General features: G+C 69.9%; 11 protein-coding genes. 3 read left to right on the top strand and 8 right to left on the bottom strand.

Annotated features, from left to right (window positions below; translation table 11 throughout):
• Positions 1-123 precede the first annotated feature (123 nt).
• The 5 genes from C1J00_RS07820 to C1J00_RS07840 form a co-directional block, all read right to left on the bottom strand.
• Positions 124-1,314 carry an acyl-CoA dehydrogenase family protein gene (locus C1J00_RS07820; RefSeq protein ID WP_102908299.1) on the bottom strand — a complete coding sequence of 397 codons (1,191 nt, stop codon included), beginning with the start codon at positions 1,312-1,314 and terminating at the stop codon, positions 124-126.
• An 11-nt stretch (positions 1,315-1,325) separates the two neighbouring features.
• The gene (locus C1J00_RS07825) at positions 1,326-2,774 is read right to left on the bottom strand and encodes an FAD-binding oxidoreductase (protein ID WP_102908300.1); all 1,449 of its coding nucleotides are present in this window, start codon (positions 2,772-2,774) and stop codon (positions 1,326-1,328) included.
• 54 nt (positions 2,775-2,828) lie between these two features.
• Complete coding sequence (gene aroH / locus C1J00_RS07830; RefSeq protein ID WP_102908301.1) at positions 2,829-3,212, bottom strand: chorismate mutase; 384 nt, start codon at positions 3,210-3,212, stop codon at positions 2,829-2,831.
• An 11-nt stretch (positions 3,213-3,223) separates the two neighbouring features.
• A complete protein-coding gene (locus C1J00_RS07835) occupies positions 3,224-3,724 on the bottom strand; it encodes a flavin reductase family protein (RefSeq protein ID WP_102908302.1) in 501 nt (166 codons plus the stop codon).
• Positions 3,725-4,274: 550 nt separating this feature from the next.
• On the bottom strand, positions 4,275-5,999 hold the full coding sequence (locus tag C1J00_RS07840) for a ricin-type beta-trefoil lectin domain protein (protein WP_245936248.1): 1,725 nt from the start codon (positions 5,997-5,999) through the stop codon (positions 4,275-4,277).
• A 277-nt stretch (positions 6,000-6,276) separates the two neighbouring features.
• Between C1J00_RS07840 and C1J00_RS07850 the strand changes: the two genes are divergently transcribed.
• Entirely contained in the window at positions 6,277-7,500 is a 1,224-nt protein-coding gene (locus C1J00_RS07850) for a metallophosphoesterase (RefSeq protein WP_102908314.1), read from the top strand.
• Between the two features lie 411 nt (positions 7,501-7,911).
• Positions 7,912-8,361, top strand: a complete 450-nt coding sequence (locus tag C1J00_RS07855) for an ATP-grasp domain-containing protein (protein WP_102908304.1) — start codon at positions 7,912-7,914, stop codon at positions 8,359-8,361.
• A 163-nt stretch (positions 8,362-8,524) separates the two neighbouring features.
• Here the strand turns inward: C1J00_RS07855 and drmC are convergent, their stop codons facing one another.
• The 3 genes from drmC to drmA are packed head-to-tail and all read right to left on the bottom strand — an operon-like array spanning position 8,525 to position 15,023.
• Positions 8,525-9,304, bottom strand: coding sequence for a DISARM system phospholipase D-like protein DrmC (gene drmC / locus C1J00_RS07860; protein ID WP_102908305.1), 780 nt, complete (start codon positions 9,302-9,304; stop codon positions 8,525-8,527).
• On the bottom strand, positions 9,301-11,196 hold the full coding sequence (drmB, locus tag C1J00_RS07865) for a DUF1998 domain-containing protein (RefSeq protein ID WP_102908306.1): 1,896 nt from the start codon (positions 11,194-11,196) through the stop codon (positions 9,301-9,303). The genes drmC and drmB overlap by 4 nt, the downstream gene beginning before the upstream one ends.
• Positions 11,193-15,023 carry a DISARM system helicase DrmA gene (gene drmA, locus C1J00_RS07870; RefSeq protein ID WP_219728329.1) on the bottom strand — a complete coding sequence of 1,277 codons (3,831 nt, stop codon included), beginning with the start codon at positions 15,021-15,023 and terminating at the stop codon, positions 11,193-11,195. Before drmA ends, drmB begins: the two co-directional genes overlap by 4 nt.
• A 181-nt stretch (positions 15,024-15,204) precedes the next feature.
• Between drmA and C1J00_RS07875 the strand changes: the two genes are divergently transcribed.
• Complete coding sequence (locus C1J00_RS07875; RefSeq protein WP_102908307.1) at positions 15,205-17,376, top strand: UvrD-helicase domain-containing protein; 2,172 nt, start codon at positions 15,205-15,207, stop codon at positions 17,374-17,376.
• Positions 17,377-17,447: the final 71 nt, after the last annotated feature.

The following is a 17,447-nucleotide window of genomic DNA, read 5'->3' on the forward strand; positions in this document are numbered from 1 at the left end:
ACGCGAACACATCCGCCACGAACCCGGCTAACTCCGCCCGCAGGCCCTCCACTTGCCGCATATCCATACACCCACCGTGCCCCCGACGAGACACAACAGGCAAACACACCTAACGGAGTCCTACTAGAAGAAGGGGGAGGTGGACCTGCCGCCGAGGAGCACGTTTCCGGTGAGCTGCAGAATGGAGTCCTGCGCGACGGCGTGCTGGCACATGGTGTTGGCGTCACGGAGCCACCGGTCCATCGGGGACTTCCTGCGGTACACGGAGGACCCGCCCACCAGGTCGTAGAGCCGGTGCACGATGCGGCGTGCGGTGCGGAAGGCGTGGTAGCGGGCCAGGGCCGTCTGGACCCGCTCGTCGGCGGAGAGCTCGGTGCCGGTCTCCAGCGCGTTCCACTGGCGCTCGACGCTCGCGTACACGGCGGTCCGCGCCGCGGTGAGCTCCATCTCCAGCTCGGCGACGGCCATCTGCACCCGGTGGTCCTGGGACCAGGCCAGACCGGTCTCGCGGTCAACGCGATGGCCGGCCATCTCCCGTACATGGTCGAGCGCCGCGCGGGCGAGGCCGAGGGGGATGCCCGACATCTTGCGCAGGATCGCGTCCGGCGCGTCGTGCAGCGGGCCGCTGCGCACGGGTTCGGCGAACGAGAACGAGTGCTCGGCCGGCACGAACAGATCGTCGACCTGGTAGTCGATGGAGCCGGAGCCGGCCAGACCGGTCGTGTACCAGGTGTCGAGGTGCTCGAACTGGTCGGGGGTGGCCAGCACGACCCGCCACAGCCCCCGGCCCGTCGCGTCGTCGATGACGGGACTGCCGTTCTCGTAGACGGTGCAGCCGGCGGCGAGCATGTCGCAGTGCGTGGTGCCGGATCCGAAGCGCCACTGTCCCGAGACGCGGTATCCGCCGGTCACGCGTTCCGCCCGGCCCTGGGGGTAGATCCATCCGGACTGGGCCGTGTCCAGCGAGGAGTACAGCTTGCGGGCTGTCTCCTGGTCGAGGAAGCCGGAGTAGATGCCGGAGTCCATTCCGATCATGGAGCACCAGGCGGCGGACACATCGCCCTGGGCGATGGTCTCCAAGAGCCGTATCTGTTCGACGGAAGTGAGTTCGGGTCCGTCCCAAGCCCTGGGCATCGTGGCGCGGAAGACGCCGGCGGAGCGGAGGAGTTCGACGATGTCCTCCGGCAGACGCCGGTTCTCTTCGATCCGTGCCGCGTTCTCCCGCAGGACGGGCCGGATCTCCCGGGCACGGGCGATGATCGCGTCGGCGGTCTTCGGAATGCTCGCGGTGTTCGCGAGGGTCGCGGTGGTCATGGGGCTCCTTGTCAGGTGTAGCGGCCGTGCGCCATCACACGGTGGGGGTCGATCACGTCCCGGATACGCCGGGTGAGGGCCAGCGCGCCGGGATCGGTGAGCCGGTCGGTCCACTCCCCGTGGTCGACGTCCAGGCGGTAGGGGAGGTATCCGGCTTCGGTGAACAGCTCGTAGAGCAAGTCCAGGGCCTGGTGCGCCCGCGCGGTCTCGTCCGCGGTCCGCGCGAACCGGAGGGAGACCACCAGGTCGATGACATCCGGATCCAGGGCGTTGACGGTCGCTCCGGGCCGTATGCCGGTCTCGGCGTGCACCTGGTCGAGGAGGCGGAGGGCGGCGGTGACGTCCCTGCCGGTGTAGGGGACGAGAGGAAGGAAGAAGATCCAGCCGCCTCCGTGGTCGTCCACCCCCGGGGCTGCCTGCCCGACCGCGGAACGGAGCATCGCCTCGTGATGGGCGACGTCTCCTGCGTAGCCGTGCTGGACAACCAGGGAAACGATGTCATCATCCGCGGGAGGCTCCTGGTCCGAGCGGGCGACCGAGGTGAACAGGCCCGAGGCGTCGGCAAGTCGGCATGCGGTGTCGGTGAGGGCCGCCACCACTTCGCCGGTGCCGCCGAGGGGGACGTGGACGAGGTATCCGCCCTGTGCGCTGGTCCCGTAGGTGGTGGACGAGGTGGTGTCGTAGATCTTGAGGACACCGTGCACGAGGCCCTGAGCGTGCCAGCGCCGCAACTCGTCGACCGCCGCGGACAGCCGGTCGCGGTCGAAGGTGAGGCGGAGGACCCGCTGGATCTCGGGGCGTGGCAGGAGGCGGATCACGCCGGCAGTGACGATGCCGTAGTCGGACTGGGTGAACAGGTGCAGCAGCGAGGGCCCGAGTCCGTACGGGTTCGGCGCCGTGGCGGTGTCCTCGGCGGGCCACCACCCGACTCGGATCTGCTCGCCGTCCGGCAGGACGACTTCCAGGCCCACCAGGTCGTCGGTGCGTTGACGGCGGAGCCCCACTCCGCGGTCCAGGGCGTTCCCGAGGACGCTCGAATGCCCGGAGGAGGCCGTGACGTTCAGCATGCGCGGGGTGTCCGAGAGTTCGGCGGCGAGGTGTCGCTGGGTCACTCCGGGTTCGATGACGGCCCAGCCGTGCCGGGTGTCGAGGTCACGAATACGGTCGAGGCCGTCGAGTTCGATGCGGACGGTGTCGTGGCGGGTGGGCTCACGTGAGCCGAGGCCCCAGTTCCGCCCGGTGGAGACGGCGTGGAGTGGCGGCGCTTCGTCGTCGCCGAAGGCACGGACGATGCCGGGCACTTGGTGCGGGCTGGTCGGACGGATGACGGCGGGGACGCGACGGGACTCGAACATGGACACGTTGGCGCCGGCTCGCGCCGGGCGGACGATGCGGGAGGGGTCGTTGTCGACTGCGTGTCCGGCCTTGTCCAGGGCAGCCGACAGCGTGGTTTCGGGCATGGGGAGGCATCCTCGGTCGAGAGGGGCGAGGGAGACGACGGCGAGACACCCGGTTCAGGGTCTGTGCCCGGGACGTGGATCGAGGCTTGGCCTCGTGGGAGCGGCACCACTCAGGTAGACGTGCTCCAGGGGCTGGTCGGGCCCTTCGCGGACGAAGGCCATCACCCGGATCACCCTCGGCATCTCCCCGTCCCAGCGGGGCTCGGCCGCGCACAGACACGGCACGTCCAGGACGCCCTGTTCGGCGAGGACGAGCGGTGGGATGTCGGCGGTCAGATCCGAGGTCATCGTGAACATCAGGGCTTCGATGTCCTCGGGCCGTAGGTCGTTCTTCTGGAGCACCCCGTCGACAAGGTCGACGGTGGCGCGGGCGATGGCCTCGCGGGTGTTCGCGTCGGAGCGGATCGCACCACGGACGGCACGCACGGTGGAGTACACGGGCGGCCGGGTCAGACGGAGGCCATACGGCCCTGGTGGAACAGCAGTGCGCCTTGGTCCGTGTCGCCGTGGTGAGCGGCGGTGACTCGGCCGAGGAACAGACAGTGGTCACCTTCGAGGTGAGTGGTGGAGACAGTGCAGTGGAGCGTGGCCAGGGCACCGTCGAGGATGCGGCCCCCGTCGGCGGCGATGCCGAAGTACTTCTCCAGTTCGTGCCCCGTGGGCTTGTTCCTGGAGGCGAAGAGCCTGGCGTGGTCACCCTGCAGCCCGGAGAGGAAGCTCAGACAGAACCCTCCGGCGGCGGAGGTGATTGTGTGCGCTCGCGAATACTTTCGCAGCGACACCAGCACGGTCGGAGGCTCGAGCGTGACGGATGTGAGCGAGTTGACCGTAGTGGCCACGGTCTCGTCACCGCGACCGGCCAACAGGACGGCAACGCCCGTCGGGAACAGACGCATTACGGACCGGAGATCGGGCTCCGCAGGCGCGGCGGGATAGGTCCCCCTGGTCATCCCTGATTGTCCTTTCGTCCTTCATCTGCCCTTGTGAGGCAGGTCAGTGCGGCGTCCATCTGCGGGAGGACGGTCACACAACGGGAGTTGAGGGCTTTTGAACTGTTCAGTCCAGTAGGAATGAACGTAGCAGACACCGAACAGGCACACCACTGACCGTGACGGCGCGACAGCTTCCGGCAGCACTGTGTTACCGCTCGGTAGCCGAGGGTTCCTTTCGAGCGCGCCCCCTCCGTGAGCTGGCACGTTCCATGGCACTGACAGCAGTCCCGAGAAGTGCGGACATCGAGTGGCCCATGGATCCCTCGATCACGTCGGAGACATAGATCACGTCACCGCCGCTGAGGGATCTTGACCAAGAATGGACATTGCGGAAGCAACCGGTCGCGATCGCAGCACGCAGCCCCGTTTGCCGGATCCCGCGCCGAACCGTCACTACCGGCCGCCGCGGAAATCCGGGCGGAGGACCGGTCGTACCCGAAAGCACCAACTGGGCGCCGTCGAGCGTCATCGTGTGCCGCTTCGCGCGGTGCGGCGCGGTGCCGTGCGGTCACACGATCTGCCACTTCTGGTTGCTGCCGCCCCAGCAGTCCCACAGCTGGGTCCTGGACGTGGTCTGCTTGACATCGAGGCAGCGGCCGGACTGGGCGCCGTGGATCGTGCCGTCGGAGTGGAAGGTCCACTTCTGGTTGGCCGCGCCGTTGCAGTCGTTGATGCCGACCGCCGTGCCGTTGGCCGTGCCCGCCGCGGTGGCTTCGAGGCACTTGGCCCCGCCGTAGACGGCGATCTCGCCGCCGGCGGTCCTGGTCCACTTCTGGTTGGCGCCGCCGTTGCAGGTGTAGATCATGGTCTGGGTGCCGTTCACCTGGGCGGCACCGGGGACGTCGAGGCAGCCCGGGACGCCGGCGTTGCGCAGGCTCGTGGTGGGCGAGCCGTCCCCTGTGTTCCAGGCGTACTCCAGACGGTCGACCATGGTGGTGTTGCGGACACTCAGCGACAGGTTGGTGCCGGTGCCCTGGAGGGCGTAGAGGGAGTACCAGCCCATCGCCTTGGCCCGGACGGTGTCGGTGGCGGCGCGCATGTAACGGACGTAGTTGTCCGTGCTGCCCGCGTCGTTGTAGTTGCGGCCGTCGTCCAGCGGCACGCCGAACTCCCCCAGGACGGTACGGGCGCCGCAGGTGCCGATCCGGGAGTTGAACAGGCTGACCCAGTCGGTGTAGGAGCGGGCGCTGAACTGGAACGCGTAGAGGTGGAGGGAGAGGTACGTCCCGGCCAGGCGGCTGTCACCGCACACGGAGGTGACGTCGCCGTTGTAGCCGGTGCCGCTGACGAAGATCCGCTCCTTGGGGAGGGCCGGGTAGCGGGCGATCCAGTTGGCGGCGAAGTTGCGCCAGTCCGTGTCACTGTAGCCGTGGGGTTCGTTCATCGGCTCGAAGTAGACCCGGCTGTTGGAGCCGTACTTGGCGATGACGGCGTCCCACATCGCGCTGAAGGTGGCCGTGTCGACGACCTTGCCGGCGGAGGAGGCCGCGTCCTCCCAGTAGGACAGGACGACGTTGAAGCCCTTGGCCGTGGCGGCGTCGACGGCTCCGGCGTAGGCGTCGCCCCATGCCGTGCCGGGGACGGAGTTCCGGTTGATGGGCAGCCGTACGGTGTTGGCGCCGACGGTGCTCTGGAACCCGCTGTAGACGGCGTCCGCATTGGCCCTGACGGTCGCGTAGGTGTCGGTCGCGCTCATTCCGTCGAGAACGAGGGGGGCGTCGCCGAAGTTGTCTCCGACACGGGCCCAGTTCACGCCCCTGAACTGCGTGGGGTCCACGGCCGCGGCGGCCGGTGAGGCACCTGTGAGCAGGCTGACGGGCACGGCGACCAAGGTGGTCAGCGCGGCGGCCAGCACACGGCCGAGCAGGCGTCGGCGCACGGGAGATCTACCGGAGCGGGCGCTCCGGGTGGTGGTGCCGGCGGGACGGAGGTGAAGCATGGTTCTCCTCTCGGTACGGGCTGCCGGGGGCGGAAAACATAACGGGGGCAGCCACGCGCGGCCGCCGCTGTCCTCGGTGTCCAGCTCCAGCTGCGCGGCTCCAGCTACGACCAGGCCGAGGACCGCCGGCAGATCAGCCGGCTGATCGAGGCCAAGCAGGTACAGGGGCTGCTCCTGGCCCCCAAACCTCGACGGCGACGGCGTCGACGAGATGATCGACTGGATCGGCGATCTGCCGGTGCCGACCATCCTGGTGGAGCGGCAGATCTCCTCCTGGCCGCCGAACTCGCGCATGCAATCGACCACTCCCGATCACACCCGAACGGAAGGGGGCTGCTCGGCCCAGACGGTCTTGCCTCGGGCTCCGCGGTGGTGCCCGAGTTCCGGGCGAGCAGGCTTCCCACCTGCTCGAATGGTCCCGGCTCGTCTGAAGGAGCTGATTGCGGCAGAGCCCTGCCATTCCTCGGAGAGCCCTTCGCACCAAGGGTGCCCAGCCCATGAACGCGGTCCGCCGGGTCCGAGGGCGACCGGATACAGTGCGCGAGACGGCAGCCTGGTCAGGGAGGAAAGCGTGACCGACACCAGCAACGCCCGTTCCGCCGACAGCGAAGCGCAAGCTCCGCGGCAGAGCCGACTGCACCGCCTGATGCGCTACCTCCCCCTGATCGCCCCCGTCCTGCTGTGGACCGTGCCCTGCTGGGTGCTCCTGCACACCGGCCAGCACTGGCCGCTGCCCGTCACCCTGGTCGGCACCGCCCTGTTCGCCCTCGGCCTCGTCGGTATGCCGCTCGCGATGGCGCGCGGCCACGGACGGCGCCAGCAGGACCGGGCGGCGATCGTCGGTGACACCCTGCTGGGCGCCAGCTGGATCCTGTTCACCTGGTCCGTTCTGCTCGGCGTCCTCTTGCGGCTCGCCCTGACCGTGTCCGGCGTCGGCGAGAGCCAGGACCGGGCCCGGATGGTCACTTGGGCCGTCCTCGGCACCACGGCCGTACTGCTCGCCTGGGGATACGCCGAAGCCCGCCGCGTGCCGCGCGTGCGCCGACTGGACGTTCAACTCCCACGGCTGGGTGCCGGGTTGGACGGCATCCGCGTCGTCCTCATCACCGACACCCACTACGGCCCCCTCGACCGCGCCCGCTGGTCGGCACGGGTCTGCGACACGGTGAACACTCTGGATGCCGACCTGGTCTGCCACACCGGCGACATCGCGGACGGCACGGCCGAACGCCGCCGCGCCCAGGCCGCCCCCCTTGGTACGGTGCGGGCCAGCCGTGCCCGTGTCTACGTCACCGGCAACCACGAGTACTACAGCGAGGCCCAGGGCTGGGTCGACCTGATGGACGAGCTGGGCTGGGAGCCCCTGCGCAACCGCCACCTGCTGCTCGAACGCGGCGGCGACACCCTCGTGGTCGCCGGCGTGGATGACGTCACCGCCGAGTCCTCCGGCCTGGCAGGCCACCGCGCCCACCTCGCCGGAGCCTTGGACGGCGCCGACCCCGACCTGCCCGTGCTGCTCCTGGCACACCAGCCCAAGTTCGTCGACCGTGCGGCAGCCGCCGGCATCGACCTCCAGCTCTCCGGCCACACCCACGGCGGCCAGATCTGGCCCTTCCACCATCTCGTCGGCATCGACCAGCCCGCCCTTGCCGGCCTCAGCCACCACGGCCCCCGCACCCTCCTCTACACCAGCCGTGGCACCGGCTTCTGGGGCCCGCCGTTCCGCGTCTTCGCCCCCAGCGAGATCACGCTGCTCGTGCTCCGCAGCCCGCACCTGGCCCCTCCCTCGCCATAGCACGGGCGGGCCAATACATCCGCTTGAAGGCCCCGGGGACGACGCGGAGCGCAATGCCTTCCTGGATCGGTACGGAGCCGACCGCCCCCCTCGGCAGGATCACGTGGGGCGCCGCACGGCCGCAGTCGCTGCCCGCCGACGCCGAGCAGGCCATGCCGCGATCCTGCGACCGGTGGGCGTTCGGTCGCTTCCGGGAGCCAGGCATGCGTCGACAGGGCCCTCATGCCGGAAAAAATGCGGCTCAGATTCGCTCTCGCAGACAATTTTGCGGTGATCCATTGACCGGGGCCAAGGCGCCCGGATAGAAAGATCGCGATCAGGATCGCGATCGCGAGTCCGGTCCATACAGCTGCGCCCCGGGGGATTTCGCTTTTGCCGCACACAGATGCACTTCGTCCTGCCCGCGTCCTCGTGGTCGAACCCGCCTCCTCCGGAGGCGCCACCCTGATCGGCGTCGCGGCCGAGATGGGACTGCGGGTCGTCGTCGCCACCGCCGACTCCGGCGACCGCCGGCTCTCCGACGCCGTGCGCGCGGCGGCCGACTCGGTGCTGACGGTGGAGACCAACGACCAGGCCGCCCTCGAAGCGGCCGTGCTCGAACTGCACCGGACCGAGCCGTTCGAGGCGGTGCTGTCGGGCTCCGACATCTATGTGACGGCGACCGCGCGCGTCGCCGCGGCACTCGACCTGCCCGGGCTGCCCGTGGCGACCGTCGAGCGGGTCCGGGACAAGAGCGTCATGCGCGCCGCCGTGACGGAAGCATCCTCGTTCCGCAGTGCGGGCCGTCCTCCGCGATCACGGTGTCGCACACCGGAACGCGAACGTCCACCGGCCGCCGACCACCCGGCACGGGTGCCGTGACGGGTATGGGATCAAGCTCATCGACATCCCCGCCAGGCGTCTTGCCGTGGCGATCCCGGACGCGGGTGGGTCCGCCGCCAGAGTATGGGCCCGTTACTCGCGGACGCCGCGCCGCGCTGGGGCTGGGAGCCGACGAGCCTCCACCCCGTGCACGGTCGCGTGGTCAACCGGCAGCCTCACGCGGCGGGAAGGGCCTGAGGATGCCGAGACGCTGCATCTCGACGATGTGCTCTGCCGTGCGTCGCGGTGCTTCACCGCCGGTCACCAGGACACCCGCCTCGATGTTGCGCCGCGTGGCGGACTCGGTCAGGTTGGCGCTGCCGAGCAGGAGAGTGCGACGGTCCGCGACCGCGAGCTTGGCGTGCTGGCGTGAGCGGCCCCGTTCGGCCGGGTCCCGTGCCCAGACCCACAGCAGCAGTCCGGGCACGGAGGCGAACGCTTCAGCCGGTTCCCTCCCTGAGAGCAGGCCGCCTGCGCCGGCCAGGGTCTCGACCACGACATGCGTCCGGACTCCCCTGCCCGCAGCCTCGGTGAGGGCTCTGGTCAGGGCGGGATAGGGACGAGCCGCATACGTCATCGCCAGCAGCTCGTGCTGCGCCTCGTTGATGACCTCGACCAGTACCTGAGCGGTAGCCCGCACCGGCACCGCCGGTGTCGAGGGGCCGCTCCACACGGTGCGGACCTGGACGATGTCCCGGGCTGTCCGCCGGGCGGCGACATAGCCTCGCACGTAGGCAGCCGCCTCGGAGGGAGGTATCGACTCCGACTCCATGGCATCGTAGAACGCCGCGACAGCCGCGGTGACTCCTGGAGTCGCCAGTTCGGTGAGTATCCGTTCTCTGCTGCGTCCCCGGGCGAGCAGGCCGGCGAGATCCTTGCTGCGGGAGAGGCCGAGGGCCGCGATGGCGGCCTCGGCGGCGCCCTCGAACGCGGGTCGGCTCACGGCAGCAGACCGACCGGCGTCAGCACCGGATCCTGGTCCCCGGTCAGCGGGACGAGGAACCGACGGTCCAGGAACCTGTTGCCGCGTTCGCACGTGGTTTCCGACACGAACAGGCAGACGTGGCACGCGGCTCCGTGGAGGAAGTCCGCCGGGTCCTGCGGCAGGCGCTCGGCGCAGAGCGGGTCGGCCGAGCAGTGGCGGGCGTCAGTCAGGGCCCGGCGCACGATCCGGTCGAACTCCCGCTCTTCGGCCAGGGACACCAGACCGCCCAGGGTGCCCTCGGAGTCCGGGACGGCGGTGTAGATGAGGACGCCCGTCCTCGGATTCTGTTCGTCCCCCGCGTAGATCCGTTCGGCGAGCGAGGCCGAGTTGTAGCCGCACTCCAGGGCGATGGTGCGGATCAGCAGGTGGGAGAGGGTGTGCAGGGCGATGTACCGCGCTCCGGGCCAACCGGAGTAGGGGTCGAAGTCGCTCGTCTTGCGGTCCGACTTCCGGTTGGCGCGGAACCGTGCGTACGCCTGTCTGTGCGCATCCATCTGCGGTGACTTCTCCATACGGGCGGTCCATTCGGACATCAGACCGTCCCGTACGCGCAGAAACACGCCCTCGCCGCGCACCTCGCTGGCCGGCACCCAGTCTCGGACCCCGCGGGACAGCTCGACGCGCGTGGCGATCTCCGGTGATTCGGGGTCGGGCGCGTCGAGCCGGGTGAACCCGATCAGTGCCCGTGCCTCACGCAGCCGCTCGACCTGCCTGACGTCGGAGAACAGTTCGCTCAGACGGGCCGGCACGGGCATCTGCCGGAGTGCGAAGTCGTCGCTGGGGATGGGAACCGGGCCGGAGAGCGCGTCCCATTCGGGTCCGAAAAGGTCGGCCTGGACGTCGGGGGCGGAGGGGGCCGGCCCCGTGGTTCCCTGCTTGCGGGCCGTGATCGCCGCGACCACCGCGTCGGCGTCGAACTCCTTGAGAAAGGTGAACTTGGGCATGCGCGCCATGAAGTCGAACTGCCCGCGGTCCTCGATCAGTTCGAGGTCGGGCCAGTGGTCGTCCAGGAGCTTGTCGATGTCTCCGCCCTGTGCCTTGGGCAGGGCCAGGGCACTGAGGGTGAGCGGGAACCACTGATTGGACGCACCCGCCACCATCAGGACCGGTTCCTGGGCGCAGCCGTTCGTCTCGTAGGTACCGAGATGTGGGTGCCTTCCACGGCAGCCGGGCAGGTTGCGCCGCCCTCGTTCGCCCATGGCTTCCCGGATGTTGCGCTTCACACCGCAGGCGACGCACTCGATGGTGACGTTGGCGGCCTGGTTGCCGCCGTGGTCCTTCATGCGCAGTTTCGGGCGCGGCGTCCTGCCACAGGTCTGCCCGCGGTGCACGTACGGGGTGTACGGGAACTCGTCGAGGTGCCCGGCGGTGCACACGAGGGTGAAACGGGCCGCCACCGCCAGCGGCTTGCCCCGCTTGCAGTCGTGGACGAACTTCGCCTCGTGCGGCGTGCGTGGGTTGGCGTTGACGAAGGCGAACTCGCCCGAGTCGATCGCGGCCAGCACGTTGCATGCGGTGCAGCGCAGCCACTGCGGGAACGGCGTGACGGGCACTCCGACACCTTGTGCCGCCCAGCCTTTCGGGTCCGCGTCGGCGCCCTCCAGCCAGGGGGCGGCACGCAACTGCTCGATCTGGCCGCGTCCGTAGCGTTGGAGCGACCGGTTGACGGCGGCGCGCAGCCGGGGTTCGTCGATGTCGTAGTCGGTGACTCCGGAGTGACTCCAGGAGTCGATCCCACGGATCAGGACGGAGAAGTTGGGCAGGTCGACGAGGGCGCCGATCCCGGCGGTGAACATGAGGTGGCTGGGCCGTACGGCGCCGACTCTGCGGTTGCTGCCCTGGCTGCTCATCGCTGTGCCTTCCTGACCGTGTCGGCCGTGACGGGCCCGTACTCGTCGCTGTCCACGGTGCTCGCCGTGTCCGGGTCGGTGTCGGGGTCGGCGCCGGACGCGCCGAACGTCCAGTCGGGTCCGTCGCCCGAGGGTTCCTCCAGGAACGCGCCGCCGCCGGGGAGGAGCAGGTTGATCTCGTTCTCCGTCTCACGCATCGACATGCCGACGGTCAGCTCGGTCCACCGGGATCCGTCCGCCCGTCGCAGCAGGCCGTTCACGACGGTCGTCTTGTGCTTCTCCTTGCGGTAGGCGAGGGCCGAACTGCTCTCGTCGCGTTTGCGGCGCCATTCGTCCTTGAGCCGGTCCAGACGTTCGCTCAGGTACTGGCGGGGCAGGTCGCCTCCCACCCGTTCGGCGCGTTCGAGGAGCCGCCGTTCGACCTCCTGGGCGAGCGGTCCGTCGAGGTCGAGGTGGTGGGCGTCGAGGTTGCGGGAGAAGTCGTAGGCCGCGTGACGCAGGGCGGCGACATAGGTGGCGGCGACACCGCGGTCGAGCGCCCGGCGCGTGTAGGGGGTGACGGAGAGTGCCTCCACCTGGCGGTAGAACGTCGCGTGATAGTGCTCGAAGTCCTCGTAGTGGGCGAGGTCGCGGGGGCGTGACCAGTTGTAGAGGGTCACCACCAGGCCCGGACGGGCGGCGTCACGGCCGACTCGCGAGGACGCCTGGATGTATTCGGCGGTGTTCTTGGGCTGGCCCACGACGAGCATCAGGCCGAAGCGGGAGACGTCGACACCGACCTGGAGCATGGAGGTTGCGAGGACGACGTCGACGGCTTGGCGCACGGTCGGTGTCATGGACGCGCGGGGTTCGCGCTTGTCCTTCATGGCGGCGGCGTACTCGCGCAGGAAGGCCCGCCTGCGCACCGAGGTGTCCCGCTCGGGGTCGAATTCGATCTCCAGCCGTTTCAGGGCCGCGCCGACGTCCGAGGAGGAGATGCGTGAGGTCAGTTCCTGGATGCCGAGCATCCCAGCCTTGCTGACGATGCGGTCCGACAGCGTGTCCTGGCCCTTGCGGCTGCCGTTCGACCGCACACGGGTGGTGATGTCGTCGTCCATGTACCGCCGCATGCCGGCGAGTTCACGGGTCGCGTTGAAGTAGCCGACCAGCGTCATGTACGGGTCCGCCGGCCTGCCGTGGTCGTCGAAGAGCTGCTGTGCCGCGAGCAGCAGGATCTCCGCGACACGGATCTCGGCGGCCTTGAGACGGGTGCCGTGGGCGCAGACGCCGAGGTAGCGGCGGCCGGGGTTCTCCCGGCTCAGGTCCACCTGCCGGGAGAAGAAGGTGTCACCGACATCCAGCACCTGGGGAGGGAAGACGGCGACCTTGCGGCCGAAGACACCGAGCACCTGGTCGGCGGCGCGCTTGGTGGTCGCCGTGGAGGCGACGATCTTGGGGCCGACTTCGTGACGTCCTCCGTGCGCGTCGGTGAAGCTCCACGTGCACAACTGGTCGACGGCCGCTTCGAAGAGGCCCACGGTGGTGCCGAGGGCTCCGGAGATCAGGTGCAGCTCGTCCTGGATGATCAGGTCCGGAGGCCGCAGGCGCGTGACGGGCTGGGCGGTGACGCCGGGCAGATCGCCTCGGGCATTGTGGCGGCCACCGCAGCCGGTCTTGGCGTCCAGGTCGTCATGGCGGTAGCCGTGGCGGGGGCACAACTCGGTGACCCTGCCGAACAGCAGGCCGGAGTAGCCGTTCCAGGGAAGCTGGGCGAGCTTGTCGACCGTGGCGATCAAGAGCGAGGGGGCCAGCCGGTAGATCTCCTCGTCGACGGTGAGCACCGGGATGCCCTCGCCGAGCGCTTCGCGACGGGAGAAGGGGCAGAGGTCCTCCCCCTCGCCACGGGGGCAGTACAGCAGGACCCTGCGGCGGCCTTCGTCGTACTCCATGTTCGAGCGGGCGGTGAGCCCGCTGCCGCACCAGGGGCAGGTGAGGACCTGCAGGACGCGGGCGTGCTTGTCGCTGGCGTTCTCCTTGGCTTCGGCGATCTGTTCCTTGGCCTCGTCGAACCAGTTCGGTGAGACGGAGGTGCCCACCCAGAGCCCGATGCGGAACGGGGTGGGTCCCCAGCGCCGGTCCCGCGCGAACTCCTCGCGACGCAGGACCTCGCAGGCGCTCACCAGGGCGGCGGCCCGCTGGAACTGCTGGGCGGTCAGCAGCCGCAGGGTGTAGCGCATGAGGACGCCGACGCCCGCCTCGCCGCTTCGCGCTTCCGCACCCGAGCCCAAGGTGCCCTGAAGGCGTCTCAGTGCGAAGGTGTAGGCGGCGAGTCCGAGGTAGGCCTCGGTCTTGCCGCCACCGGTCGGGAAGAACAGCAGGTCGACGAGGGCTTCACGGCCGGTGCCCCGGTGCGGGTGTCCGGGCCGGGTGAGGGAGTCGGTGTTCAGCAGGACGAAGGCCAGCTGGAACGGGCGCCAGCTGGCTGCCGCCTTGCCCTTGCCGTGCACCTCGTCGTAGGCCTCCTGGTAGGAGCGGGAGTCGTTCTCGCGGCCGGTGCGGGAGGTGGCGATCGCCGTGTTGCGGCGCTGCAGGGCCATGGCCCGGTTGGCGAACCGGAAGGCCAGCAGGGCCGTCTCGTCGGCCAGGAGCCGGTCGATGCCGAGGGTGATGCGGTCACAGACCTCGAGCGCCTGGTCGATGGCGGTCTCGGCCGCCGCTCGCAGGTCCTCGGGGAGTGCGGCGGCACTGCGGCGCTGCTGCTCCAGCCACGTGCCATAGCCGTCGGCCAACGGAGCCAGGGCGGTGCTGAGTTCGGCCCGTCGGGCGGGCACGGCGAGGGCCGCCAGCTCGTCCATGCCCAGCTCCAGACCCTGGAGGAGGTCCTGCTCCTCGAGTGCCGGTGCGGTGGTCGCTCTGACGTCGTACTCGGGAAGCCAGACGGTGGTCAGCCGGTGCGCGTTGCGCTCTCCGTCGCGGACGTGCGCGTGAACGGCGACGTTGCGGCCTGTGGCATGGCTGAGGCTGTCCCGGTAGAGCAGGCGCAGCCGCCGCTCCTCGGCGTCCTCGGGCGCGTTGCCGTGGCTCGCGGGGTCGAGGGGGTCGTCGACCGGCAGGAAGACGGCCGCCTGGTCGTCGGGAAAGGCGGTGACGTCGATCTCGGTCTGGAAGAGCCAGTGCGCGTCGCGCGCGTCCGCGCTGTCCTGTTGCCGGTTCACCAGGGCGAGTTCGACTATGCGCAGATCCTCGGCGCCCGTGCGGCCCGTGTGCCGGCGTACCTGCACGTCGAGGACGACGCTGTCGCCGTCGAGCTGAACGGTGCGGTCGGCCCCGTCGGTCACGTCGATGTCCACCAGACGCTCGACCGGTTCACGTGACCAGGCCCGGCGCGTCGTTCCCCGCTCGGTGGCCTCGCCCGACTGGCTGTAGCGGCCCCAGCGGACCGTGGCGCTGAGCGTGCCGACCGAGGCCGCGGCGGTGAAGGACAGTCCCATGGAGGATGCCCAGATGTGTCCGGCGGCCTGGGGACTCAGCCGGTCCTGCAGGTCGCCGTCTTCGCCTTCCTGCTCGTCGCCCGACTCGCCGTCCGCGCCCTGAGCGGCGGCACGGGCGATCCGGTCCGCGGTGACGGCTTGCGGGCGCGGACCGAGCATGCCGACCAGATACCGGTCGCGGGGACCCGAGGAGGCGCTCGGCAGGGTTTCCGTCTCACCGTCCCAGGGACCCAGCAGATCCCGGCGGATGTAGTGCACGAGAGCGTCGCGCACCGCGTAGGAGTCCCCGGCGCGGAACGTCTGGGGTACTTCGTCGAGCGGGTGCGGAACAGCGGCCTGGGCAGGCTGGGCCGGCATGCGGTGGGTCCTTCCGGACAGGGCCGTGGGAGCAGGGATGTGCGTCGTTGGTGTGACAGCACAAGAAATATAGACCCGTTGACTCAGTTCACACAACGAATTCGGGAGGTCCTTCACTCGGTGCTCCGTGGGTCTCTAGGCTGGTGGCCGCCCACTGCCTGTCCGCGACCCGAGGACCTCCATGCCCCGCCTCGCCCTCTCCGACGACTTCGTCACGGATCTGATCTCCTTGCAGAGACCTGTCCAGAAGGAGGTCAACGACGCGATCCGGATGTTCCGGAGCCTGACCGTGCCTCAGCTGCATGCCAGTAAGGGAATGCATCTGGAGAAGCTGGAGCGGGCGCGCGACCCCCGGATCCGTACCATCCGGGTCACCAGGTTCTACCGCGGCGTTCTCCTCGCCCCGGACGACGGCAGCGAGTTGTTCACCCTCCTCAGGGTGGCACCACACGACGAGGCGATCAACTGGGCCTGCAAGCGCGCCTATTCGGTCAACGGCGCCACCGGAGGCCTGGAGGTCCGCAACGTAGAGGCCCTCGAGCAGATGGAGACCTACTTCGAGACGAAGGCGGTCCGGACCCCTGACCGGCTCTTCGCGCACCATTCCGACACCGTACTGCGTGATCTCGGCATCGACGAGCAGGTCCTGCGACTGGCACGCGTGTGCGTCACCGCCGACGACCTGGCGGTCATGGCGCCCCCCATGATGCCCGCTGATCAGTACGAGGTACTGGAATACCTGGCGGCCGACTGCTCGCCCCAGGACGTCTGGGAGCAACTGATCGCCCCGCGCGGGCAGACGGTGCGCACGGCGGAGGAGCGGCCGGCTGTCACGCTCAGCGAGGCGATCCTCAACACGCCCGACCGGATCGTGGAGGTCACCGGCCCCGGCGAGCTGGAGCGAATCCTCACCGAGGACTTCACCCGCTGGCGGGTCTTCCTGCACCCCGCCCAGCGCAGGTACGCCTACCACGCGGGCTTCAACGGGCCGGCCCAGGTGACGGGCGGCCCCGGCACCGGCAAGACGGTCGCCGCCCTGCACCGGGTGAGGCACCTGCTGCGCACCGGACGCGAGGACGACCGGATCCTGCTCACCACCTTCACCAACGCGATGGCGGCCGCCCTGCGGGACAGCCTGGCCCTCCTGCTCGGCGACGCGGACGCGCGTCTGCTCGACCGTGTCGATGTCACGACGGTGGACTCACTGGCCGCCCGGGTCGTCCGGGAAGCCAGGGGCGGCTCGCCGAAACCGCTGTCGGCCGCGGCGGAGAAGAGCGCGTGGACCCGCGCCGCCGCCCGCGAGGACCTGCCCTGGTCGGAGCGCTTCCTGTCCCAGGAGTTCCGGGGCGTCGTCCTGGCGCAGGGACTGCGCACGCCGGAGGAGTACCTGAGATGTGTGCGCAGAGGGCGCGGCACACCGGTGGGACGAGTCCAACGAGCCCGTCTGTGGCGGGTCATGGAGAAGTTCACGGGGGATCTGGCCTCCCGCGACTCCGCGACGTACACCATGGTGTGCGACCAGGCCGCCCGGATCCTGGCCGAGCGAGGGCCGCGTTACCGCCACGTCGTGGTGGACGAGGCGCAGGACCTGCACCCGGCCCAGTGGCGGGTGCTGCGTGCCTGCGTGGCCGAGCAGGCCGATGACCTGTTCCTCGTGGGTGACCCCCACCAGCGCATCTACGACTCCCGGGTCTCGCTGCGGTCCCTGGGCGTCAACGTGCGGGGACGGACGTCCCGACTGCGCCTCAACTACCGCAGCACGGAGGAGATCCTGCGCTGGTCCGCGTCCCTCCTGGACGGTCAGCCGGTGGGCCGGCTCGGTGAGGACGACGAGGACGACGGCGCCCGGGACTCGCTGCGGGGCTACCGTTCCGAGCTGCACGGCCGCGTCCCGGTGGCTCGCGGCCATGGCAGCCAGGACGACGAACTGCACGCGCTGGTGGAGCAGATCCGCATCTGGATCGAGCAGGACGGTGTGAAGCCGTCCGAAGTGGCGGTGTGCGCCCGGTTCAACACCCTGGTCGACGCCGTCATCGCCCGCCTGCGCCGGGAAGGCCTCCCCGCTGTCGCCGTCAAGGACAACCCCGGGCCGACGGTTTCGGGTGTGCGCGTGGCGACGATGCATGCCATGAAGGGGCTGGAGTTCCGCTGTGTGGCCGTCGTCGGCGTGACGGCCAACGCGTTGCCGTTCGCCCCGCAGGTGACGCCGGCCGACGAGGACGCCGTGCAGCACCGCTCGGATCTGCTGGCCGAGCACTGTCTGCTCTTCGTGGCCTGTACGCGGGCGCGCGACGCGCTGGCGATCTCCTGGAGCGGTGAGCGGAGCCGCATGCTGGACCCGGTCACCGGCTGAACCGCACCGGGCCCTGCCCCGCGGGCCGCAAGGCGGCCCGCGGGGCAGGGCACCCGTCCGGTCACGAAGCC

It is taken from the genome of Streptomyces cahuitamycinicus (assembly GCF_002891435.1).
In the GTDB taxonomy this organism is placed as follows: Bacteria; Actinomycetota; Actinomycetes; order Streptomycetales; family Streptomycetaceae; genus Streptomyces; species Streptomyces cahuitamycinicus.

What these genes read in the sequence shown, in the direction of transcription:
- C1J00_RS07840 (WP_245936248.1), bottom strand. Translation starts at nt 5,999, where the DNA reads ATGCGCGAGTTCGGCGGCCAGGAGGAGATCTGCCGCTCCACCAGGATG.
- C1J00_RS07825 (WP_102908300.1), bottom strand. Translation starts at nt 2,774, where the DNA reads ATGCCCGAAACCACGCTGTCGGCTGCCCTGGACAAGGCCGGACACGCA.
- drmA (WP_219728329.1), bottom strand. Translation starts at nt 15,023, where the DNA reads ATGCCGGCCCAGCCTGCCCAGGCCGCTGTTCCGCACCCGCTCGACGAA.
- C1J00_RS07820 (WP_102908299.1), bottom strand. Translation starts at nt 1,314, where the DNA reads ATGACCACCGCGACCCTCGCGAACACCGCGAGCATTCCGAAGACCGCC.
- C1J00_RS07875 (WP_102908307.1), top strand. Translation starts at nt 15,205, where the DNA reads ATGCCCCGCCTCGCCCTCTCCGACGACTTCGTCACGGATCTGATCTCC.
- drmB (WP_102908306.1), bottom strand. Translation starts at nt 11,196, where the DNA reads ATGAGCAGCCAGGGCAGCAACCGCAGAGTCGGCGCCGTACGGCCCAGC.
- C1J00_RS07835 (WP_102908302.1), bottom strand. Translation starts at nt 3,724, where the DNA reads ATGACCAGGGGGACCTATCCCGCCGCGCCTGCGGAGCCCGATCTCCGG.